Origin of the sequence: Rhizobium sp. PDO1-076, from assembly GCF_000247475.1 — a bacterium.
GTDB lineage: Bacteria > Pseudomonadota > Alphaproteobacteria > Rhizobiales > Rhizobiaceae > Allorhizobium.
In genome coordinates this window covers 13,125-29,939 of sequence record NZ_AHZC01000385.1, presented here as the reverse complement: position 1 = coordinate 29,939, position 16,815 = coordinate 13,125, and the positions used below count along the sequence as shown (strand labels likewise).

Below are 16,815 nucleotides of genomic sequence, written 5' to 3'. Positions count from 1 at the left end.
TGTTGCGGCGCGAGACCATGTTGCCGAGCGAGAAGAACAGCGTGCCGAGCGCCGACAGGCCGACGCCCTTCCAGGTATCGACATCGAAATGCACGAGGATATCCGGTCCGAACAGGAGCAGGAGGCCTGAAGCGCCCAATGCCGCCGCGACCAGCGTGCGGCCGGTGATGGCATCGCCGAAGAACAGCCGGGCATTGATGGCGTTGTAGATCGTCGCCAGCGAGAAGATCACCGAGATCAGGCCGGATGGCACATAGCTGGCGGCATTGTAGAAGCAGATGAAGTTGCAGCTGAACAGGCAGAGCGCCTGGGCGAGGATGAACGGTTGATGTTTCAGGGCGGGAACCTTGAGCCGGCCCATCACGGCCAGCACCACGAGGAAGATCAGGGCGGCGGTGGCGAAGCGGTAGAACACCGAAACCAGCACAGGCACCGGCCCGACCTGCATGGCAATGGCGATCCAGGTCGTGCCCCAGATGATGACGGTGGAAACGAACAGGATGATATTGGTCATGTAGCCCTCGCGGTGATGGCGCATGAGATAGCGCCGGCCCTGCGTGGGTTCTTGCAGAATCTTGCGGTGAAGTGCGGCCGTGTGGCGATGCCGTGGGCTTCGCCGATGGCGCGGGCGCGAGATTGCGCTAAGGTGAAAGCCTGTTTCCAGGGTCGTTCATGCTGCTCGAGCACCAGTCCATCTTCAGCTTCCTCTCCGCCTCGCCGCGCGCGCAGGCGGTCAGCACACTTGCGCTTGGGTCCGGCTGTTCGGCGGCGATCTGGCGCAATGCCGATGACCGGATGAGTTATGAGCGACCGGATGGCCATACATTCAGCCTCTATCTGCAGGGTGGCGCCGGCACCCGCCGGCTCGATGGCGGCGCGCTGAACGGCTGGCCGGGCGCGCTGTGCATCATGCCGCAGGGCGCCTCGTCGGAATGGGAAATCACCGATGCCTTCGAGTTCGTCCATCTCTATGTGCCGGACGAAGAGCTGCGGCGTGTGTTTACCGAGACTTTCGACCGTGACTGCCGGCTGATGGTGATGCCCGAGGCGACCTTCGAGCATGCCCCGGTGCTGGCCGAGGCCTTGCGCAAAGTGGCCGATGCGACCTATGCCGGTGATGCGCTGCTTGCCGACGCGGCGATGACAGCGGCCTTCGCCAGCCTCTTCGTCGATCCGCGTTATGGCGGTGCGCGACCGCTCGCCATCAAGAGCGGCCTCGCACCCGCCGTCCGCCGGCGGATCACCGATTACATCGAGGCGCATCTCGACCAGCAGGTGAGCCTGGCTGATCTCGCCGCGATTGCGGGCCTCAGCGAATTCCACCTGCAGCGCATGTTCCGGGCGAGCTGCGGCGTCTCGCCCCATGGCTGGGTCCAGCATCGGCGGCTTGCCCGCGCCAAGGCGCTGCTGGCGGGCGCGGATCCGATTGCCCAGATCGCGTCGGCCTGCGGCTTCAGCAGCCAGAGCCACCTGACGCGGGTGTTCAAGACGATGACCGGCACGACGCCGTCAGCCTACCGGCACAGCGTCGCCGGTAGCGCCTGACTGCTTCGCTTGACGCCTTCGCGCTATTTGTTGGCCATCTGCGCCATGCGCTCGGGATAGCGGGCGCCGGCCACCTTGGCGGGCGACAGAAGGTCGCCAAGCGCTGCAACCTCATCCGCCGACAGCACGATATCGGCAGCCGCGACATTCTTCTCGAGATTGGCGATCTTGGTCGTGCCGGGGATCGGCACGATGAAATCGCCCTGTGCCAGCACCCAGGCAAGCGCCAGCTGGCCCGGTGTCACACCCTTGTCGGCGGCCATCTGTTCGAGCGCTGTCACCAACGCCAGATTGGCGTCGAAATTCTCCTGGCTGAACCGTGGTAACGAGCGGCGGAAATCATTGGCGGCCATGCCGTCGAGCGACTTCAGCGCCCCGGTCAGCACGCCGCGTCCGAGCGGCGAAAACGGCACGAAGCCGATGCCGAGTTCGCGGCAGGTATCGAGCACGCCATTGTCTTCCGGATCGCGGGTCCATAGCGAATATTCGCTCTGGATGGCGGCGATCGGATGGGTCGCATGCGCCCGGCGCAGCGTCGCGGCACTGGCCTCCGACAGGCCGAGCGCCCTGACCTTGCCCTCGCGCACCAGATCGGCCATGGCGCCGACCGTGTCTTCGATCGGCACGTTCGGATCGACGCGGTGCTGGTAGAACAGATCGATGACCTCGACGCCGAGCCGCTTCAACGAGGCTTCGGCGACCGCCTTGACATGGTCGGGGCGCGAATCCGTGCCGCCGGCACTGGCGTCATTGGGGTTGTCGGCATTGATCCTGAAGCCGAACTTGGTGGCGATCTGGATCCGGTCGCGATAGGGCCGCAAGCCTTTGCCGACGAGGATCTCGTTGGTGAACGGGCCATAGATCTCGGCCGTGTCGAACAGCGTCACGCCGAGGTCTACGGCCCGCGCCAGCGTCGCCAGAGAGCCTGCCTCATCACCGGTCTGGGTATAGCCATGCGTCATGCCCATGCAGCCGAGGCCGAGGGCGGAAACGGAGAGGGAGCCGAGCTGTCTTGTCTTCATGGTGTTTGACCTTTCGCGGAAGAGCGCGCCGGATGCGCTGATGATAGTCGGAGAATAGCACCAAGATTGAATAGGATAATGGCTGTAATTTTGCGCAGCTTGTTCTATTGAATAGAGCAATGAACCGGATCCAGCTTTCGCAACTGGCGGTGCTCGCCACCGTCGCCGAGACCCGCAGCTTCCGCAAGGCGGCCGCAGAGCTTGCCATTGCGCCATCGGCCGTCAGCCATGCGGTGGCCTCGCTGGAGGCAAGCCTCGGTGTGCGTCTGCTCGCCCGCACCACCCGCAGCGTCGCGCCGACCGAGGAGGGCAGGCGGCTGCTGCAGACGCTGGCACCGGCGCTGGCCGATATCGATACGGCGCTGGCGGCCCTGGCCGACGATCGAGGCGAACCGGCTGGCCCCTTGCGCATCACCATGCCGATGCTGGCTGCCGAAGACCTGATCGCGCCGCGGCTGGGTGCGTTCCTGCGGACCTACCCGCGGATCGAATTCGACATCGTCACCAATGACCGCTTCGAGGATATCGTCGCCGAAGGCTTCGATGCGGGTCTGAGGCTCGGCGAACATCTGGAAGCCGACATGATCGCGGTCAAGGCGAGCGGGCCGCAGCGCGGCGTGATCGTCGCATCACCCGCCTATATCGCCGAACATGGCGTGCCGTTGACGCCGCAGGACCTGATGCAGCATCGCTGCATCCGCCGCCGATTCAGCAGCGGTCGGATCTATCGCTGGGAACTGGAGCAGGGCGGCAAGGCCCTGGCCGTCGACGTCGCGGGTCCCTTGATCGTATCCGACCAGCGGCTGTCCCGCATCGCGGCCCTTGATGGTGTCGGCCTGGCTTTCCTGTTCGACGAACGGGTGGACGTGGATATCCGCGAAGGGCGGCTTGTGCCGGTCTTGACCGACTGGTCGCCACCCTTCGACGGTTTTTACATCTACTACACCTCGCGCCGGCAGATGCGTCCGGCGCTGCGGGCTTTTGTCGATTTCTTCCGCTATTCCAGCTGATCAGCCGAGCGACATCCGGTAGCGTACGTGACCGTCTTCTCGCGCATAACTGTCGTAGAGTTTGCGCGCTGTCGCATTGTCGTGGTTGGTATGCCAGTAGAGCCGCGACCAGCCCTGGGTCTTGGCAAGCGCGATCAGGTCGTCGATCAGCGCGCGGCCGATGCCCTGGCCGCGAAAGCGGGCGTCGAGGAACAGGTCTTCCAGATAGCAGTCTGGCGTCTTGACCCAGGTGCTGTCGTGGAAATGGTGGATGGCAAAGCCGGCCAGGCCTCCGTCGACCTCGGCGACCCGCATGGCAACGCGCGAGGAGGGATCGAGGATGCGGGCCCAAGTGTGGTCGGTGATCTCGGGGTCAAGGTCCACCTTGTAGAAGGTCAGGTAGCCGGCCCAGAGCTTGCGCCACGCGGCATCGTCGGCTGCTGTCGCATCGCGTATGACAAGGGTCATGGTCAGGCACCCGCCGCGTCGAGCAGGGCCATCTGCTGATCCGAGAGCTGCAGCTTTCCGGCGGCGATCAGGCTTTCGAGCTGGCGAAGGCTGGTGGCCGATGCGATCGGAGCGGTGATGCCGGGACGCGCCGCGACCCAGGCGATGGCGATGGTTGCCGGCGTGGTTGCGGTCTCGGCGGCGACCTGGTCGAGTGCGGCGAGGATCTTCAGCCCCTTGTCGTTCAGGTAGTTGCCGACCCGGTAGGAGCGGGCGACGCCTTCGGTGTCTTCCGGCTTGCGGTATTTGCCGGTGAGGAAGCCGGCGGCCAGCGCATAATAGCTGATCACGCCGATATCCTCGGCAATGCACAGATCGGCAAGTGCACCTTCAAAACGGTCGCGCGTGTAGAGATTGTATTCCGGCTGCACCACGTCAAAGCGCGGCAGGCTATTTTTCGCCGAGGCATCAAGGGCGGCCTGCAACTGGGTGCCGTCATAGTTGGAGCAGCCAATGGCGCGCACTTTGCCTGCCGTGATCAGCTTGCCGAAAGCTTCCAGCGTTTCCTCGATCGGGGTCTTTTCATCCGGCTTGTGGGCCAGATAGAGATCGACATAGTCGGTCTGCAGACGCTTCAGCGATGCCTCGACCGCCTCGGCGATCCAGGTCTTGCCAAGGCCGGTCTCGCGGCCGTTGTTGTCGAAGCCGACCTTGGTGACGATGATCGCCTTGTCTCGCGCAACACCGCCACGCTTCAGCCATTTGCCGATGATCGCCTCGCTTTCGCCGCCGACATGGCCATCGACCCAGGCGGAATAGACATCGGCCGTGTCGATCGTGTTGTAGCCGGCGTCGAAAAAGGCATCGAGCAGGGCGAACGACGTGGCTTCGTCGGCCGTCCAGCCGAAGACATTGCCGCCGAAGACGACGGGTGCGATGGAAAGACCGGTGCGGCCGAGGGCGCGCTTCTGCATGGCATGATCCTTTCGATGGACTGTTTCACCGGACGGTAGCAATCGGCTTCGTGATGCACCATTCAAATTGGTGAATGGGTCAAAACCATGCGAGCTTCCTCAATTGTCCGGCCGTCGCTCGCGGCGAAACTGGCTCGGCGGTGCAGCGTGATGCTCCGACCAGACCCGCCGCAGATGCCGTGTCGAGGAAAACCCGGCCCGCTCGGCGACACTTTCCATGTCGAACCGGCTCTGGGACAACAGGTCATGCGCCAGCGCCACTCGGATGGTGTTGATATAGGCGGTGACCGACAGGCCGGTGTGCTCGCGAAACAGCCGGGTCATGTGCCGTTCGCTGAGCGCCGCAAGCCGCGACAGTTCGCCGAGGCTCCAGTCACGCGCAGGGTCGGCCATGATCGCATCCTGCATCCGGTGGATGGCAGGGTGGATATGATTGCGGCCGGACAGCCAGGGCGAGAGCTGCGGGTCGGAACCGCTGCGGCGCAGATAGATGACCATCTTGCGCGCCACCAGCAGCGCCACCTGGGCCGAGGTCAGCTGAGCGACCACATGCAGCATCAGGTCGATACCGGTCGAGATGCCGGCGCTGGAGAAGCGGTTGCGATCCTCGACATAGAGCCGGTTTTCGAGGACGTTGGCGGTCGGCGCCAGCGCCTTCAACTCATCGATGCATTCGGGATGGGTGGTGCAGGCATGGCCTTCCAGCAGGCCGGCGGCACCCGCAAGCAGCGCACCGGAGCAGATCGTCACCAGTCTCGTGTCTGCTGCAACAACATTGCGCAGCCATATGCGCAGTGCGACAAGTTCGGCATTGGCGACAAGCGCCTGTTCGCCGACCGCAAGGCTGCCGGAGACGACCAGCATGGCACCCTGCGGCAAACATTCGGGCAAAGGTTCCAGCCCATCCAGCATCAGCCCGATCGAGGTCTGCTGTCGGGCCTGCGTGGAGATATAGTGGTAGTCGAATCGAACCGCACTCTGCTCGCTATTGGCATAGCGCAGCACTTCCAGCGGCCCTGCGACATCGATCAGCAGGGCCTCCGGCGGAACCAGGATATAGACCGGGACGACCTCCGGCACAGATGGATCCCGCTCTGTGCTCAAGCCGCTTTCCTTGCCGTGCCGAGTGCCTCTTCGACGGTCGCGATGCGGGCGAAACGGCCGGCCAGCACCAGTTCTGTGCGCATGCGGATCTCGGCCGGCGAGAAGCTGACGCCCGAGGCATGGGTCATGGTGAAGGTCAGCATCGCTTCACTGACGAAATCGACGCCGTAGCCGATATCGGCCGCGTGGCGTGTGGTGGTTTCGCAGCATTGTTCGGTGCGGATGCCGGAGACGATCAGGCGGCTGATGCCGTTGGCCTTCAGCCAGTCCTCCAGCCCGGTGCCGACCAGCGACGAATGCACGTTCTTGTGGAATGTCACGTCCGGGGTGATCTCGAGTTCGGCAAGCGTCGTGACGAAACCGCTGTCGAGGGTAAACGGCGCATCGCTGTCGACATGGAAGATCTGCACGACCGGGATGCCGGCAGCCTTGGCGCCGTCGATCAGCGCCTGCTGTTTTTCGACATAGGCGGCGAGATCGTCAGTCGTCCAGAAGGCACACTGGCGAAAGGACTCCTGGGCATCGACGACGATCAGTGCGGTTTTCTCTGCGGACATTTTAGGTTCTCCGATGAATTCAACGATAGCCGAAATTATCCCGTCTGCAGAGCAGAAAAAGCAGGCGGCCGGACGAAGAGAGGACATTTTCGGCCAAGCGGGAGCCCAGCGATGAAGCATCACATGCCGCGAGCCGGATTGCGCCGCACGCGAACCTCGCCTAGTGTCCGCCCGATATTTTCAGGGAGGAAATCATGTTGCGTTTCGGAATTATATCGACGGCCAAGATCGGTCGCGAGCTTGTCGTGCCCGCCATCCAGGATGCGGAAAATGCTGTGGTCACGGCGATTGCCAGCCGCGATCTGGAAAAGGCCCGTGCCATGGCCGACCGCTTTTCCGTGCCGCATGCCTTCGGTTCCTATGAGGAAATGCTGGCCTCCGACGTGATCGATGCCGTCTACATTCCGCTGCCGACCTCGCAGCATGTCGAATGGTCGATCAAGGCGGCCAATGCCGGCAAGCATGTGCTGTGCGAAAAGCCGATTGCGCTGAAGGCCGACCAGATCGACGCCATCATCGAAGCCCGTGATCGCAACAAGGTTGTCGTCTCCGAAGCCTTCATGGTCACCTATACGCCGGTCTGGCATAAGGTCCGCGAACTGCTGGCTGCGGGCGCCATCGGGCAGTTGAAGATGGTCCAGGGTTCCTTCACCTATTTCAACCGCGATCCCGGCAATATGCGCAACATTCCCGAACTCGGCGGCGGCGCGCTGCCGGATATCGGCGTCTATCCGACGATTACCACGCGCTTTGCCACCGGCAAGGAGCCGCAACGTATCCAGGCGACGATCGAGCGCGATCCGGAATTCGGCACCGACATCTATTCGAGCGTGAAGGCCGATTTTGGCGATTTCGAACTGAATTTCTATATCTCGACCCAGATGGCCAACCGCCAGCAGATGGTCTTCCACGGCACCGATGGATTCATCGAGGTGAAGTCGCCGTTCAACGCCGATCGCTGGGGCGCCGAAGAGGTCGAGCTGACCAACCGCAGCCATGACGGCTCGCAGATCTTCCGCTTTCCCGACAGCCGCCAGTACAAGCTGGAGGCCGAAGCCTTTGCCCGGGCTGTCGCCGGGACTGCTGGGGAAGTGGTGACGCTGGAGAACTCCAAGGCTAACCAGCGCTTCATCGATGCGATCTACCGCGCCGCAGCCAAGGACGGCTGGGAGGCTGTCTAAGGTTAGTCGGCTACCGGTTTATTCTATCGCCGGAAGACGAAACGCGAATAGCCGAAGAAACTGAACAGCATGGCGGCGATGGAGGCAAACACCAGCGCCGCATAGGGGCTGAGCAGCGGTGCCATGATCAGGAGCCCGGCATAAATGCCGTAATTGATCAGCGAGGTGATCACCGCGATCACGCCGTAGCGAAAGCCCTCGACCACGACAGAGCGTTTCGAGGCGCCGAAGGTGAAGGTCCGGTTGAGCAGCCAGGTCGCGGTCATCGCCAGCGCAATGGCGATGACCCGTGCGCTGAGCGGGCCGAGCGGTGAAAAGGTCAAAAGCAGCCAGAGCGTGCCAGCGTCGACGAGAAAGCCCGTCGCGCCGACGATGACGAAGCGGATGAATTTTTTCATGCGGCTTTCGAGGCGCGCTTGCTGGGCGTTGCGGGTTTCGCTGCCGCTGGCATGTTGACTGGCTGCTGTTCGCTGTCGGGCCGCCTCAGCGCCGGCAGGTTCATGTAGTGGATGCGCAGCTGTTCGGCCCGCGACCGGGCGAGGGAATCGAGGATCAGCGCGGCGGTGAAGCTGAGGAAGGACATCATCATCAGCGCCATGGCGGCAATCCAGGTCGGCATGCGCGACACCAGGCCAGTGGTGAAGAATTCGTAGAGTACGGGCACCATGAAGCCGAGGCTCATGCCCATCAGGCCGGCGCTGATCAGGCCGAAAAAGGCAAACGGCCTTGTCTCTTTCATCAGCATGGCGAACATCCAGAGGATCTTTGCGCCGTCCTTGAAGGTCGACAGCTTGGAATGCGAGCCTTCCGGCCGGCGACCGTAGTCCAGCTCCAGTTCGCAGACCGGCAGTTTCAGCCGCGAGGCATGCACCGACATTTCGGTTTCGATCTCGAAGCCGCCGGAGACGGCCGGGAAGCTCTTTACGTAGCGACGCGAAAACGCCCGGTAGCCGGACAGGATATCGGTGAAGTCGTTGCCGAACAGCAGGCGGTAGAGCGTGTTGAACAGCCGGTTGCCGAAGGCATGGCCCTGGCGCCCGGCATCGTCATGCACGCCGCGGCGGGTACCGACAACCATGTCTGCCCGTTCGGTGATCAGCGTGCGGATCAGTTCCTCGGCATCATGCGGCGCATAGGTGCCGTCACCGTCGGCCATCACATAGATATCGGCATCGATGTCGCAGAACATCCGGCGCACGACATGGCCCTTGCCCTGGCGGCGCTCGCGAACGACGGTCGCGCCGGCCAGCATGGCGGTCAGCGCGGTGCCGTCGGTCGAATTGTTGTCATAGACGAAGATACGGGCCTGCGGCAGGGCGGTGCGGAAATCGCGCACCACGTCACCGATCGTCGCGGCCTCGTTGTAGCAGGGCAGCAAGACGGCAATGTCGGGATAGGCGGGGGCCGAACCACTCATCGAAAGTGCACCTGTTGAAAGCTCGTGCAGCCGTCATGACCGCATCCGGCTTTACTATTTCTTGAGAAGGTTAAGGCTAGGTTTCGCCAGACTTGGCTCCTGGACTATTTTGCATAGCGGCATGCAAAATACCGCCCTCTTGAGGATGAAACGATTGACGGCAGCATCTTCCTCACCCGTCCTGCCTGCAACACGCCGCCTGGAGCGCCTGCCGGCTGCCGTTGCCGTCTATTCGATCCTGACGATCCTCATCCTGGCAGGTCTCAACCTGCCGGGTGCGCGTGACTATGTCGGTGTCGACAATGACGACGTGATGCGCCTTGTCCAGGTGCGCGATTTCCTCGGCGGCCAATCCTGGTTCGACCTGATGCAATACCGCCTCGGGCTGCCGGGCGGCACGCTGATGCATTGGTCGCGGATCATCGATCTGCCGATCGCGGCGCTGATCAAGGTGTTTTCCCTGATACTGCCAAGCGAGCGTGCCGAGGCTCTGGCGCTGTTGGTCTGGCCATTTTTCCTCGTCATTCCGCTGATGACGGCGATTGCCGTTGCGGCGCGCAGGATCGGCGATAGGGTAGTCATGCATATCGCCCTGATGCTGGCGGCCGTCTTTGTCGTCACGGCAAACCGCTTCCTTCCGGGCGCGATCGATCACCACAATGTCCAGCTGGTCCTGGTTGCCACCATCGCCGCCTGCCTGCTGGATCCCGCCCGCCGGGCGGGGAGCTTTGCTTTGGCCGGTTTTGCCTCAGCCCTGGCAATCGCCATCGGCGCCGAGACCACCCCGCTGGTTGCCGTGGTCTGTATCGTGGTGGCGCTGCTGTGGGCACTGGAAGGAACACGGAGCCGCACAGCCGCAAGGGCGTTTTCGCTGTCGCTTCTGCTGTCGATCTCGGCGCTGTTTCTGGCCACGGTGCCATCTGAACATTATCGTCTCGTCACCTGCGACAGCCTGTCGATTGGCTACTATGCGATCATTGCCGCTGGCGCCGCGGCGCTGTTCGTCGCAACCTTCCTGCCCGACCGCCTTGGCTTGGCCGGGCGGAGCGCAGCGCTGGTGATCATTGGTGCGCTGGTGCTGCTCTCGGCACTTGCCGTCGCGCCGCAATGCCTGCAGAATCCGCTGAACGAACTGGATCCGTTGCTGCAGACAATGTGGCTTGACGGCGTGCTGGAGGCCCAGTCCTTCTGGCGCTGGCTGGAGGTCGAACCTGCGAGCTTCGGCGGCTTCTACGCCGTGCCGGTCTTTGCCCTCGCTGTCTGCCTATTCCGGGTGATCCGCGGCGATGATGTGCGCAGCCATGCCATTCTCTTTGGCTTGCTGCTGATCAGCTTTGTCATTGCGCTGATCCAGGTGCGCGGCGCCGCATTTGCAAACCTGCTCGCGATTTTGCCGGTGGCGCTCCTGATTGCCGACCTTCGGCGCAATTCCAATGCCGAGCCGGACAATATCGGCGCCGGCTTCTTCTTCGTTGTCGTGACGCTTCTTTCGGTGCCCAGCGTCTGGATCCTGAGCGGCGTCTTCATCGTCGAGGGAACGATGGGCATCTCCAACCGGATGCGGTCGCTGGTTGCAGCGGGGCCAGCGAGTGGCACTGATGCCGGAGCCGCATGCGAGACTTTGCAGTCCCTGGCGCAGTTGAATGACCTGCCGGCGGGCACGGTGGTGGCGCCGTCGGACTATGGCGCGGACATTCTGCGGATTACCCCGCACCGCGTGCTGAGCGGCCCCTATCATCGCAACCAGGGTGGCATGCTGACCGAGCTGCATATCGGCCTTGCCGAACCTGCCGAGGCGGCCGCCTTCCTGCGCGGTTCGGAATCGACGATCATCGCCTTTTGCCCGACCAATATTCAGACCGAGAAAATCGCAAAGATGAAGCCGGACGGGCTTTATGCGGCACTCGAAGCGGGCCGGATTCCCGACTATCTGCAGCCACTGCCGCAGGATCCGCAGTCCGGACTGACGATCTACCGGGTCGTTCTGCCCTGATCGCGAAATCGACTGCCAAGGTGCCAAGATCGGTAGACGCACAGGAAATCTGCGCGAGACAGGCGTGTCGAGGCTGATCTTCCAGCACTTTTGCGATAGTCAGGACGCATGAGCAATTTCTTCGCTGACGATTCGCCGAGCAACCTGACCGAGTTCACCGTTTCGGAACTTTCGGGCTCGATCAAGCGCACGGTCGAGACCGCCTTCGAGCATGTGAGGGTGCGCGGCGAGATCTCCGGCTTTCGCGGTCAGCATTCGTCCGGCCATGCCTATTTCTCGCTGAAGGACGACAAGTCGCGCATTGATGCGGTGATCTGGAAAGGCTCGTTTGCCAAGCTGAAATACCGCCCGGAAGAGGGCATGGAGGTGATCGCCACCGGCCGCATCACCACATTCCCCGGCTCGTCGAAGTACCAGATCGTCATCGAGCAGATGGAGCCGGCCGGTGCCGGCGCGCTGATGGCGCTGATCGAGGAACGCAAGCGGCGCTTTACCGCCGAAGGGCTTTTCGATCCGGCGACAAAACAATTGCTGCCCTACATGCCCAAGGTGATCGGCGTGATCACCTCGCCGACCGGCGCCGTCATCCGCGATATCCTCCACCGCATTTCCGACCGCTTCCCGGTCCATGTCATCGTCTGGCCAGTCAAGGTCCAGGGCGAGGGCTCCGGCGACGAGGTCGCCAATGCCATCAACGGCTTCAACGCGATCGAGCCGGGCGGGCCGGTCGAGCGGCCGGACGTGCTGATCGTCGCGCGTGGCGGCGGCAGCCTGGAAGATCTGTGGAGTTTCAATGATGAGGCCGTCGTTCGGGCCGCTGCCGGAAGCGACATCCCGCTGATCTCGGCGGTCGGCCACGAGACCGACTGGACCTTGATCGACTATGCGGCGGATGTGCGCGCGCCGACCCCGACCGGGGCGGCCGAAATGGCCGTGCCGGTGAAAGCCGATTTGGAAGCCCAGGTCGCGACGCTTGCTGCCCGGCTCTCCGGCGCAATCAACCGCCAGATGGACTACCGCCGCCAGGGCCTTCGCGCGCTGGCCCGTGCCCTGCCGTCGCTCGACCAGTTGCTGGCGCTGCCGCGCCGCCGCTTCGACGAGGCGGCGGGCGGTCTCGGCCGCAGTCTCGAGCTCAACACGATGAACAAGCGCCGCAGCTTCGAGCGCGCCTCGGCCAGGCTTTCGCCCGATATGCTGGCTCGCCGCCTTGTCGAGCACCGGCAGAGGCTGGGCGAGCAGGCGACCCGTGCCGAACGTGTGATCGAACGGCTGATCGAGCGCAACAAGGCGCGACTGGGGCGCTTCGATGCGACGCTGACAGCCGTGCCTTCCCGGCTTCAGGGCCTGATCGCACGGTCGAAGGATCGGCTGGAAAGCCTCGGGCGGCGGGCCGACAGCGCCGTGATTCACGATCTGCGCCGGGCGCGCTCGCTGGTGGTCGCACAGGATCGGGTTCTGCAGTCGTTGTCCTACAAGAACGTGCTCCAGCGCGGTTATGCAGTCATACGTGATGAGAGCGACCGCCCGATCTCGCGGGCAGCAGCGCTCGGTGCATCCCAGCCCGTCGCGATCGAGTTTGCCGATGGCCGCATTGCGGCGGTCATTGGGGAGGGCGTGGCGTCGCCTGGCGGCGCAGATCCGCAGCCCTCGTCTTCCAAGCCACAGCCCGCCGCGAAACCGGCGCGCAAACCCGAGCCTCCTGCCGGCCAGGGCAGCCTGTTCTGATGGCCGCCCGGCACTTCCTCGTCGTGCTGGCACATCCGCTGTCCGACAGTTTCGCGTCCTCCCTGGCGCGCACAGTCAGGGATACGCTGGAAACAAGGGGACATGTGGTCGATCTTCTCGATCTCTATGGCGAGGATTTCGATCCCCGCCTGACTGCCGCTGAGCGGGCGAGCTACATGACAGGGTCATATGACGCCTCCGCCGTCGCGCCCATCGTTGCGCGGTTGCAGGCGGCCGACGGCATTGTCCTGGTCTTCCCGCAATGGTGGTTCAATCTGCCGGCGATCATGAAGGGCTTCATCGACCGGATCTTTGTGCCGGGTGTTGCCTTTGATCACGATGCGGATGGTGGCCGGCTGGTGCCGCGCCTGACCAATATCCGCACATTCTGGGTCGTCACCACCACCGGGTCTCCCTGGTGGATCGTTATGCTCTACATGGGCAACCCGGTGAAGCGGATCCTCAAGCGCGGGGTTGCCGCCTTTTGTGGCAGAAGGCTCGATTTCCGCATGCTGTCGCTGCATGGCATGGATACGGTCACCGTTGAAAAACGCCGCCGTTTCATTGATAAAGTAGGACGAAGCTTCGGCCGGCTTTGATGCATTCATGTGCGTCTTATGGTTGTATTTCAAGCGCTAGAAAAATGGAAAATTCGTCGAAAACGTCGGAATTTCAGACTTCTGTCGCGTCTCGCAAGGGAGAAAGAGAAAAACCAATGGTTGACATTCTTTAGGAAAGTCTCTATCTGTCAATCATCGATATTTGCTTGCTGAGCTTTGGTTACCGCGCATTTAGCAACCGCGCCCTGAACGAACCTTCCTTTCAAAAATCGTTATCATCATCCGCAGCGCTCACGCGTTGCGGTCACTTATACGCTATGAAAGGGTTCATCATGACCACTGGCACAGTAAAATGGTTTAACTCCACCAAGGGCTTCGGCTTCATCCAGCCTGACAACGGCGGCCCGGACGCATTCGTCCACATTTCGGCTGTCGAACGCGCTGGCATGCGCGAAATCGTTGAAGGCCAGAAGATCGGCTACGACATGGAGCGCGACAACAAGTCGGGCAAGATGTCGGCCTGCAACCTTCAGGCTGCTTAATTCGGTATATGCTTTCCCTTGACCACGGATGTACTGGCACTGTTGAGAGCAAGAACCACCCGAGGTCAGGCACATTGCCTGGCCTTTTTTATTGCCGCTCGCCGACCCGAGCACCCCAGAGGAGGACGAGCATGACAGAAAACTTCAGCAAACCGCGTCAACAGGCAGAGATCGCCTTTGGCAAGACCCAGTCGCAGTTCTTCGCCCGCGAACGGGCCTTTGAAGAACTGGACACAATCGTGGTAGCGCGCGAAGAAAAGACCCTGAGGCTGCGCGAGGCCCGTCTTGCCAAGGAATTGCAAGACAGCAACAAACCGGCCGCAAGCCCCGTTACGAAACGTGCCAGAAAGGCCTGACATAGCCGGCATGGCATTCCAACTGGAATAGACAATTGAGAAATATAAAGAATACAGAACTTTCCGACCGTCGCAGCACTGCTGCCGATGCAAAGGCGGCTCTCCTTCAGGCCTACCGCGCCGCCAAGGAGGCTGCACAGCCGACCTTCGAAGCCAAGCAGGCTGAGCGCATGGCCGTCGCCGAAGCCCGCGAAGCGCGCCGCGCTGAACGCGAGCGGTTGAAGAACGAAGAACGCGACCGTCTGAAGGCCGAAGCCGCCGAGCGCGAAGCCGCCCTGGCCGCTGCAGCCAATGCCGAAGCAGAAGCACGCGAAGCAGCCGAAGCCAGCCGCATTTCCCGCGTCGTCGAAGACGAAGCCGCCCGCAAGGCCGAGCGTGACCGGCGTTATGCCAATCGCAAGGCAAGACAGTCCTGAGGCACGGCCCACGGGACGAGCTTTGATATCTCGCGATAGCGAAACTGTTCAAGGCCGGCGATTGCCGGCCTTTTCCGTATTCCGGTGCAGACGTAGACTTTTCCGTTCATCGGCAGGTCATCGGCCATTCATCGGATTGTGAGCGGCGCTGGCCTTACAAACCGGCAACGCAATTCCCATTTCAATCTGACTATGGCAGCAAAGCGTGGCAGATTGAGTCATGCACCTTGCGCGATGCCTCTGTTACGTCATGGAGAGTTGACTATGAAAATGATGAATTCTGCGGTTCTGGCCGGCCTCTTGGCTGCAGCGATCGGTGCTTCTCCGGCATTGGCCGAGCAATCCGAACTGTCCAGGATCCTGTTTGGCAGAAGCTTCAACGACAATGTCACCGCAGTTCAAGTCGGTCCGTCCTGGCGTGATACGGAGGGCACAGTGCCGTTTTTCGTGATGAATCCGCATCCGGTCCGCATCCGGGCGGCGCAGGCCGAGGTTGCTGCCGATGCCGGGCTGCGCGCTGCCCTTCAGGTGCGTGAGATCGCCGCGAAGAACGTGATCTGGGTGCAGACGGCCGCCAATGGCGGCAAGATCGTCTACTACCGCTGACGTCCGCAGGCACGACAGCAACAAGGCTGCCGGCGGACGATCCGCCGGCAATCCAGTTCCATGCTCAGGCCCATTCGCCCCTGCGCATGACCGGCACTTTCGAGCCGTCCGCGCTCACACCATCGATATCCACCTTGTCCGAGCCGATCATCCAGTCGATGTGGATGAGCGAGGCATTGCCGCCCTGTGCCTTGATCTGATCCTGGCTGAGCGAGGCACCATCAAGGAAACATTTCGAATAGCACTGGCCGAGCGCGATATGGCACGAGGCATTTTCGTCGAACAGCGTGTTGTAGAACAGGATGCCGGATGCCGAGATCGGTGACGAATGCGGCACCAGCGCTACTTCGCCAAGACGGCGAGCGCCCTCGTCGGTATCGAGCACCTTGAGCAGCACTTCCTCGCCCTTCGTCGCCTTGGCCTCGACAATCCGGCCCGCCTCGAAGCGCACCTGGATATTGTCGATCAGCGTTCCCTGGTGGCTGAGCGGCTTGGTTGAGGAGACATGGCCTTCCACCTTCAACGCATGCGGCGTGGTGAAGACCTCTTCCGTCGGGATGTTCGGATTGCAGGTGACGCCGTTCTTGGCAATGGACGCGCCGCCATGCCATTCGTGGCCATCGGCAAGGCCAACGGTCAGGTCGGTGCCGGGACCGGTGAAATGCAGGGCCGAGAAGCGCTCGCCGTTCAGCCAGGCGGAACGCTTGGCAAGCTCGCCATTATGTATTTTCCAGGCGGCGACCGGATCGGCCTGATCGACGCGCGAGGCAGCGAAGATCGCATCGGCCAGTTTGGCCACGGCAATCTCGACCGGTACATCCGGAAACACCAGCTTCGCCCAGGACGGATTGGGATAGGAGCAGATGTTCCAGTTGATGTCGAAATTCGAGATATATTCGAGTGCCGGCTTGTAGGCGATCGAATTGGCCTTGTTGGCCCGCGCCACCTTGGCCGGATCCTGACCCGACAACAGCATCGGATTGTCGCCGGCGACCGCCAGCCGCGCAGCACCATTGGCATAGGCCTTGGCCATGCCCTCGTACAGCCAGCCGGATGCCTTGTCGAAGCTCCCGTCCGAGCCGTGCTGGTAGCGAGAAAGCGTCGTTTCCTCGTCGGAATAGAAGGTGGTGACGATGCCGGCACCGGCCAGATAGGCATGTTTGGTGATATGACGCACCAGGGGGAGGGCTGCGATCGGCGCGGTGATCACCAGATCCTGGCCCGCCTGCAACTGCAGACCGACCTTGACGGCCACTTCGCCAAGCTTTTCGAGCTTGACCGGATCAACGGCGTGAGTGAAGTCGGGCGCTATTGTCATCGGGACCTGCCATTCTCTGTCATTGGGATAACATCAGACTTAGAGGGCATTGCGGCGAAAATG

At 62.3% G+C, this 16,815-nt stretch carries 19 protein-coding genes; 10 read left to right on the top strand and 9 right to left on the bottom strand.

The features are described from left to right. A partial coding sequence (locus PDO_RS18520; RefSeq protein ID WP_007605560.1) for a DMT family transporter occupies positions 1-514 on the bottom strand: 514 nt, incomplete at its 3' end. 281 nt (positions 515-795) lie between these two features. Between PDO_RS18520 and PDO_RS18515 the strand changes: the two genes are divergently transcribed. Beyond that, a complete protein-coding gene (locus PDO_RS18515; RefSeq protein ID WP_037074633.1) occupies positions 796-1,545 on the top strand; it encodes a helix-turn-helix domain-containing protein in 750 nt (249 codons plus the stop codon). A gap of 23 nt (positions 1,546-1,568) precedes the next feature. Here PDO_RS18515 and PDO_RS18510 read toward each other — a convergent pair whose 3' ends face one another. Further along, positions 1,569-2,567: an aldo/keto reductase gene (locus PDO_RS18510; RefSeq protein WP_007605549.1), complete on the bottom strand. Its 999-nt coding sequence runs from the start codon at positions 2,565-2,567 to the stop codon at positions 1,569-1,571. A gap of 119 nt (positions 2,568-2,686) precedes the next feature. On the opposite strand from PDO_RS18510, the gene PDO_RS18505 reads away from it, so the two are divergent. Continuing rightward, the gene (locus PDO_RS18505; RefSeq protein ID WP_007605547.1) at positions 2,687-3,577 is read left to right on the top strand and encodes a LysR family transcriptional regulator; all 891 of its coding nucleotides are present in this window, start codon (positions 2,687-2,689) and stop codon (positions 3,575-3,577) included. Here the strand turns inward: PDO_RS18505 and PDO_RS18500 are convergent, their stop codons facing one another. The 4 genes from PDO_RS18500 to PDO_RS18485 form a co-directional block, all read right to left on the bottom strand. Beyond that, positions 3,578-4,024: a GNAT family N-acetyltransferase gene (locus tag PDO_RS18500; protein ID WP_007605539.1), complete on the bottom strand. Its 447-nt coding sequence runs from the start codon at positions 4,022-4,024 to the stop codon at positions 3,578-3,580. Between the two features lie 2 nt (positions 4,025-4,026). Next, complete coding sequence (locus PDO_RS18495; RefSeq protein WP_007605538.1) at positions 4,027-4,977, bottom strand: aldo/keto reductase; 951 nt, start codon at positions 4,975-4,977, stop codon at positions 4,027-4,029. 99 nt (positions 4,978-5,076) lie between these two features. After that, complete coding sequence (locus tag PDO_RS18490) at positions 5,077-6,081, bottom strand: GlxA family transcriptional regulator (protein ID WP_007605537.1); 1,005 nt, start codon at positions 6,079-6,081, stop codon at positions 5,077-5,079. Next, positions 6,078-6,638 (bottom strand): cysteine hydrolase family protein, encoded by a 561-nt coding sequence (locus PDO_RS18485; RefSeq protein WP_007605536.1) that lies wholly within the window; start codon positions 6,636-6,638, stop codon positions 6,078-6,080. Before PDO_RS18485 ends, PDO_RS18490 begins: the two co-directional genes overlap by 4 nt. Positions 6,639-6,832: 194 nt before the next feature. Between PDO_RS18485 and PDO_RS18480 the strand changes: the two genes are divergently transcribed. Further along, on the top strand, positions 6,833-7,819 hold the full coding sequence (locus PDO_RS18480; RefSeq protein WP_007605535.1) for a Gfo/Idh/MocA family protein: 987 nt from the start codon (positions 6,833-6,835) through the stop codon (positions 7,817-7,819). A gap of 23 nt (positions 7,820-7,842) precedes the next feature. Here PDO_RS18480 and PDO_RS18475 read toward each other — a convergent pair whose 3' ends face one another. Both PDO_RS18475 and PDO_RS18470 read right to left on the bottom strand, forming a co-directional pair. Further along, positions 7,843-8,217 (bottom strand): GtrA family protein, encoded by a 375-nt coding sequence (locus PDO_RS18475; protein ID WP_007605533.1) that lies wholly within the window; start codon positions 8,215-8,217, stop codon positions 7,843-7,845. Beyond that, a complete protein-coding gene (locus PDO_RS18470) occupies positions 8,214-9,236 on the bottom strand; it encodes a glycosyltransferase (RefSeq protein ID WP_007605531.1) in 1,023 nt (340 codons plus the stop codon). The genes PDO_RS18475 and PDO_RS18470 overlap by 4 nt, the downstream gene beginning before the upstream one ends. Positions 9,237-9,381: 145 nt before the next feature. Here PDO_RS18470 and PDO_RS18465 point away from each other — a divergent pair, with 145 nt between their 5' ends. From PDO_RS18465 to PDO_RS18435, 7 genes are all read left to right on the top strand, one after another. Beyond that, positions 9,382-11,229, top strand: a complete 1,848-nt coding sequence (locus PDO_RS18465; protein ID WP_037074627.1) for a hypothetical protein — start codon at positions 9,382-9,384, stop codon at positions 11,227-11,229. A 108-nt stretch (positions 11,230-11,337) separates the two neighbouring features. After that, the gene (gene xseA / locus PDO_RS18460; RefSeq protein WP_007605512.1) at positions 11,338-12,954 is read left to right on the top strand and encodes an exodeoxyribonuclease VII large subunit; all 1,617 of its coding nucleotides are present in this window, start codon (positions 11,338-11,340) and stop codon (positions 12,952-12,954) included. After that, on the top strand, positions 12,954-13,553 hold the full coding sequence (locus PDO_RS18455) for an NAD(P)H-dependent oxidoreductase (RefSeq protein WP_007605511.1): 600 nt from the start codon (positions 12,954-12,956) through the stop codon (positions 13,551-13,553). Before xseA ends, PDO_RS18455 begins: the two co-directional genes overlap by 1 nt. A gap of 293 nt (positions 13,554-13,846) precedes the next feature. Further along, positions 13,847-14,056, top strand: a complete 210-nt coding sequence (locus PDO_RS18450) for a cold-shock protein (RefSeq protein ID WP_007605510.1) — start codon at positions 13,847-13,849, stop codon at positions 14,054-14,056. Positions 14,057-14,187: 131 nt separating this feature from the next. Next, complete coding sequence (locus PDO_RS18445) at positions 14,188-14,412, top strand: hypothetical protein (RefSeq protein WP_007605509.1); 225 nt, start codon at positions 14,188-14,190, stop codon at positions 14,410-14,412. 35 nt (positions 14,413-14,447) lie between these two features. Beyond that, the gene (locus PDO_RS18440; protein ID WP_007605507.1) at positions 14,448-14,828 is read left to right on the top strand and encodes a DUF6481 family protein; all 381 of its coding nucleotides are present in this window, start codon (positions 14,448-14,450) and stop codon (positions 14,826-14,828) included. A gap of 264 nt (positions 14,829-15,092) precedes the next feature. Further along, positions 15,093-15,434 (top strand): hypothetical protein, encoded by a 342-nt coding sequence (locus tag PDO_RS18435; protein ID WP_007605506.1) that lies wholly within the window; start codon positions 15,093-15,095, stop codon positions 15,432-15,434. Positions 15,435-15,498: 64 nt separating this feature from the next. On the opposite strand, the gene PDO_RS18430 is transcribed toward PDO_RS18435, so the two are convergent. Continuing rightward, positions 15,499-16,752 (bottom strand): aminopeptidase, encoded by a 1,254-nt coding sequence (locus PDO_RS18430; RefSeq protein WP_007605504.1) that lies wholly within the window; start codon positions 16,750-16,752, stop codon positions 15,499-15,501. Positions 16,753-16,815 lie beyond the last annotated feature (63 nt).

Excerpts from the sequence above, each read along its gene's own strand:
- PDO_RS18465 (WP_037074627.1), top strand. The coding sequence starts at position 9,382 with ATGAAACGATTGACGGCAGCATCTTCCTCACCCGTCCTGCCTGCAACA.
- PDO_RS18450 (WP_007605510.1), top strand. The coding sequence starts at position 13,847 with ATGACCACTGGCACAGTAAAATGGTTTAACTCCACCAAGGGCTTCGGC.
- PDO_RS18455 (WP_007605511.1), top strand. The coding sequence starts at position 12,954 with ATGGCCGCCCGGCACTTCCTCGTCGTGCTGGCACATCCGCTGTCCGAC.
- PDO_RS18470 (WP_007605531.1), bottom strand. The coding sequence starts at position 9,236 with ATGAGTGGTTCGGCCCCCGCCTATCCCGACATTGCCGTCTTGCTGCCC.
- PDO_RS18495 (WP_007605538.1), bottom strand. The coding sequence starts at position 4,977 with ATGCAGAAGCGCGCCCTCGGCCGCACCGGTCTTTCCATCGCACCCGTC.
- PDO_RS18430 (WP_007605504.1), bottom strand. The coding sequence starts at position 16,752 with ATGACAATAGCGCCCGACTTCACTCACGCCGTTGATCCGGTCAAGCTC.
- PDO_RS18485 (WP_007605536.1), bottom strand. The coding sequence starts at position 6,638 with ATGTCCGCAGAGAAAACCGCACTGATCGTCGTCGATGCCCAGGAGTCC.
- PDO_RS18480 (WP_007605535.1), top strand. The coding sequence starts at position 6,833 with ATGTTGCGTTTCGGAATTATATCGACGGCCAAGATCGGTCGCGAGCTT.
- PDO_RS18510 (WP_007605549.1), bottom strand. The coding sequence starts at position 2,567 with ATGAAGACAAGACAGCTCGGCTCCCTCTCCGTTTCCGCCCTCGGCCTC.
- PDO_RS18445 (WP_007605509.1), top strand. The coding sequence starts at position 14,188 with ATGACAGAAAACTTCAGCAAACCGCGTCAACAGGCAGAGATCGCCTTT.
- xseA (WP_007605512.1), top strand. The coding sequence starts at position 11,338 with ATGAGCAATTTCTTCGCTGACGATTCGCCGAGCAACCTGACCGAGTTC.
- PDO_RS18515 (WP_037074633.1), top strand. The coding sequence starts at position 796 with ATGAGTTATGAGCGACCGGATGGCCATACATTCAGCCTCTATCTGCAG.
- PDO_RS18435 (WP_007605506.1), top strand. The coding sequence starts at position 15,093 with ATGAAAATGATGAATTCTGCGGTTCTGGCCGGCCTCTTGGCTGCAGCG.
- PDO_RS18500 (WP_007605539.1), bottom strand. The coding sequence starts at position 4,024 with ATGACCCTTGTCATACGCGATGCGACAGCAGCCGACGATGCCGCGTGG.
- PDO_RS18505 (WP_007605547.1), top strand. The coding sequence starts at position 2,687 with ATGAACCGGATCCAGCTTTCGCAACTGGCGGTGCTCGCCACCGTCGCC.
- PDO_RS18475 (WP_007605533.1), bottom strand. The coding sequence starts at position 8,217 with ATGAAAAAATTCATCCGCTTCGTCATCGTCGGCGCGACGGGCTTTCTC.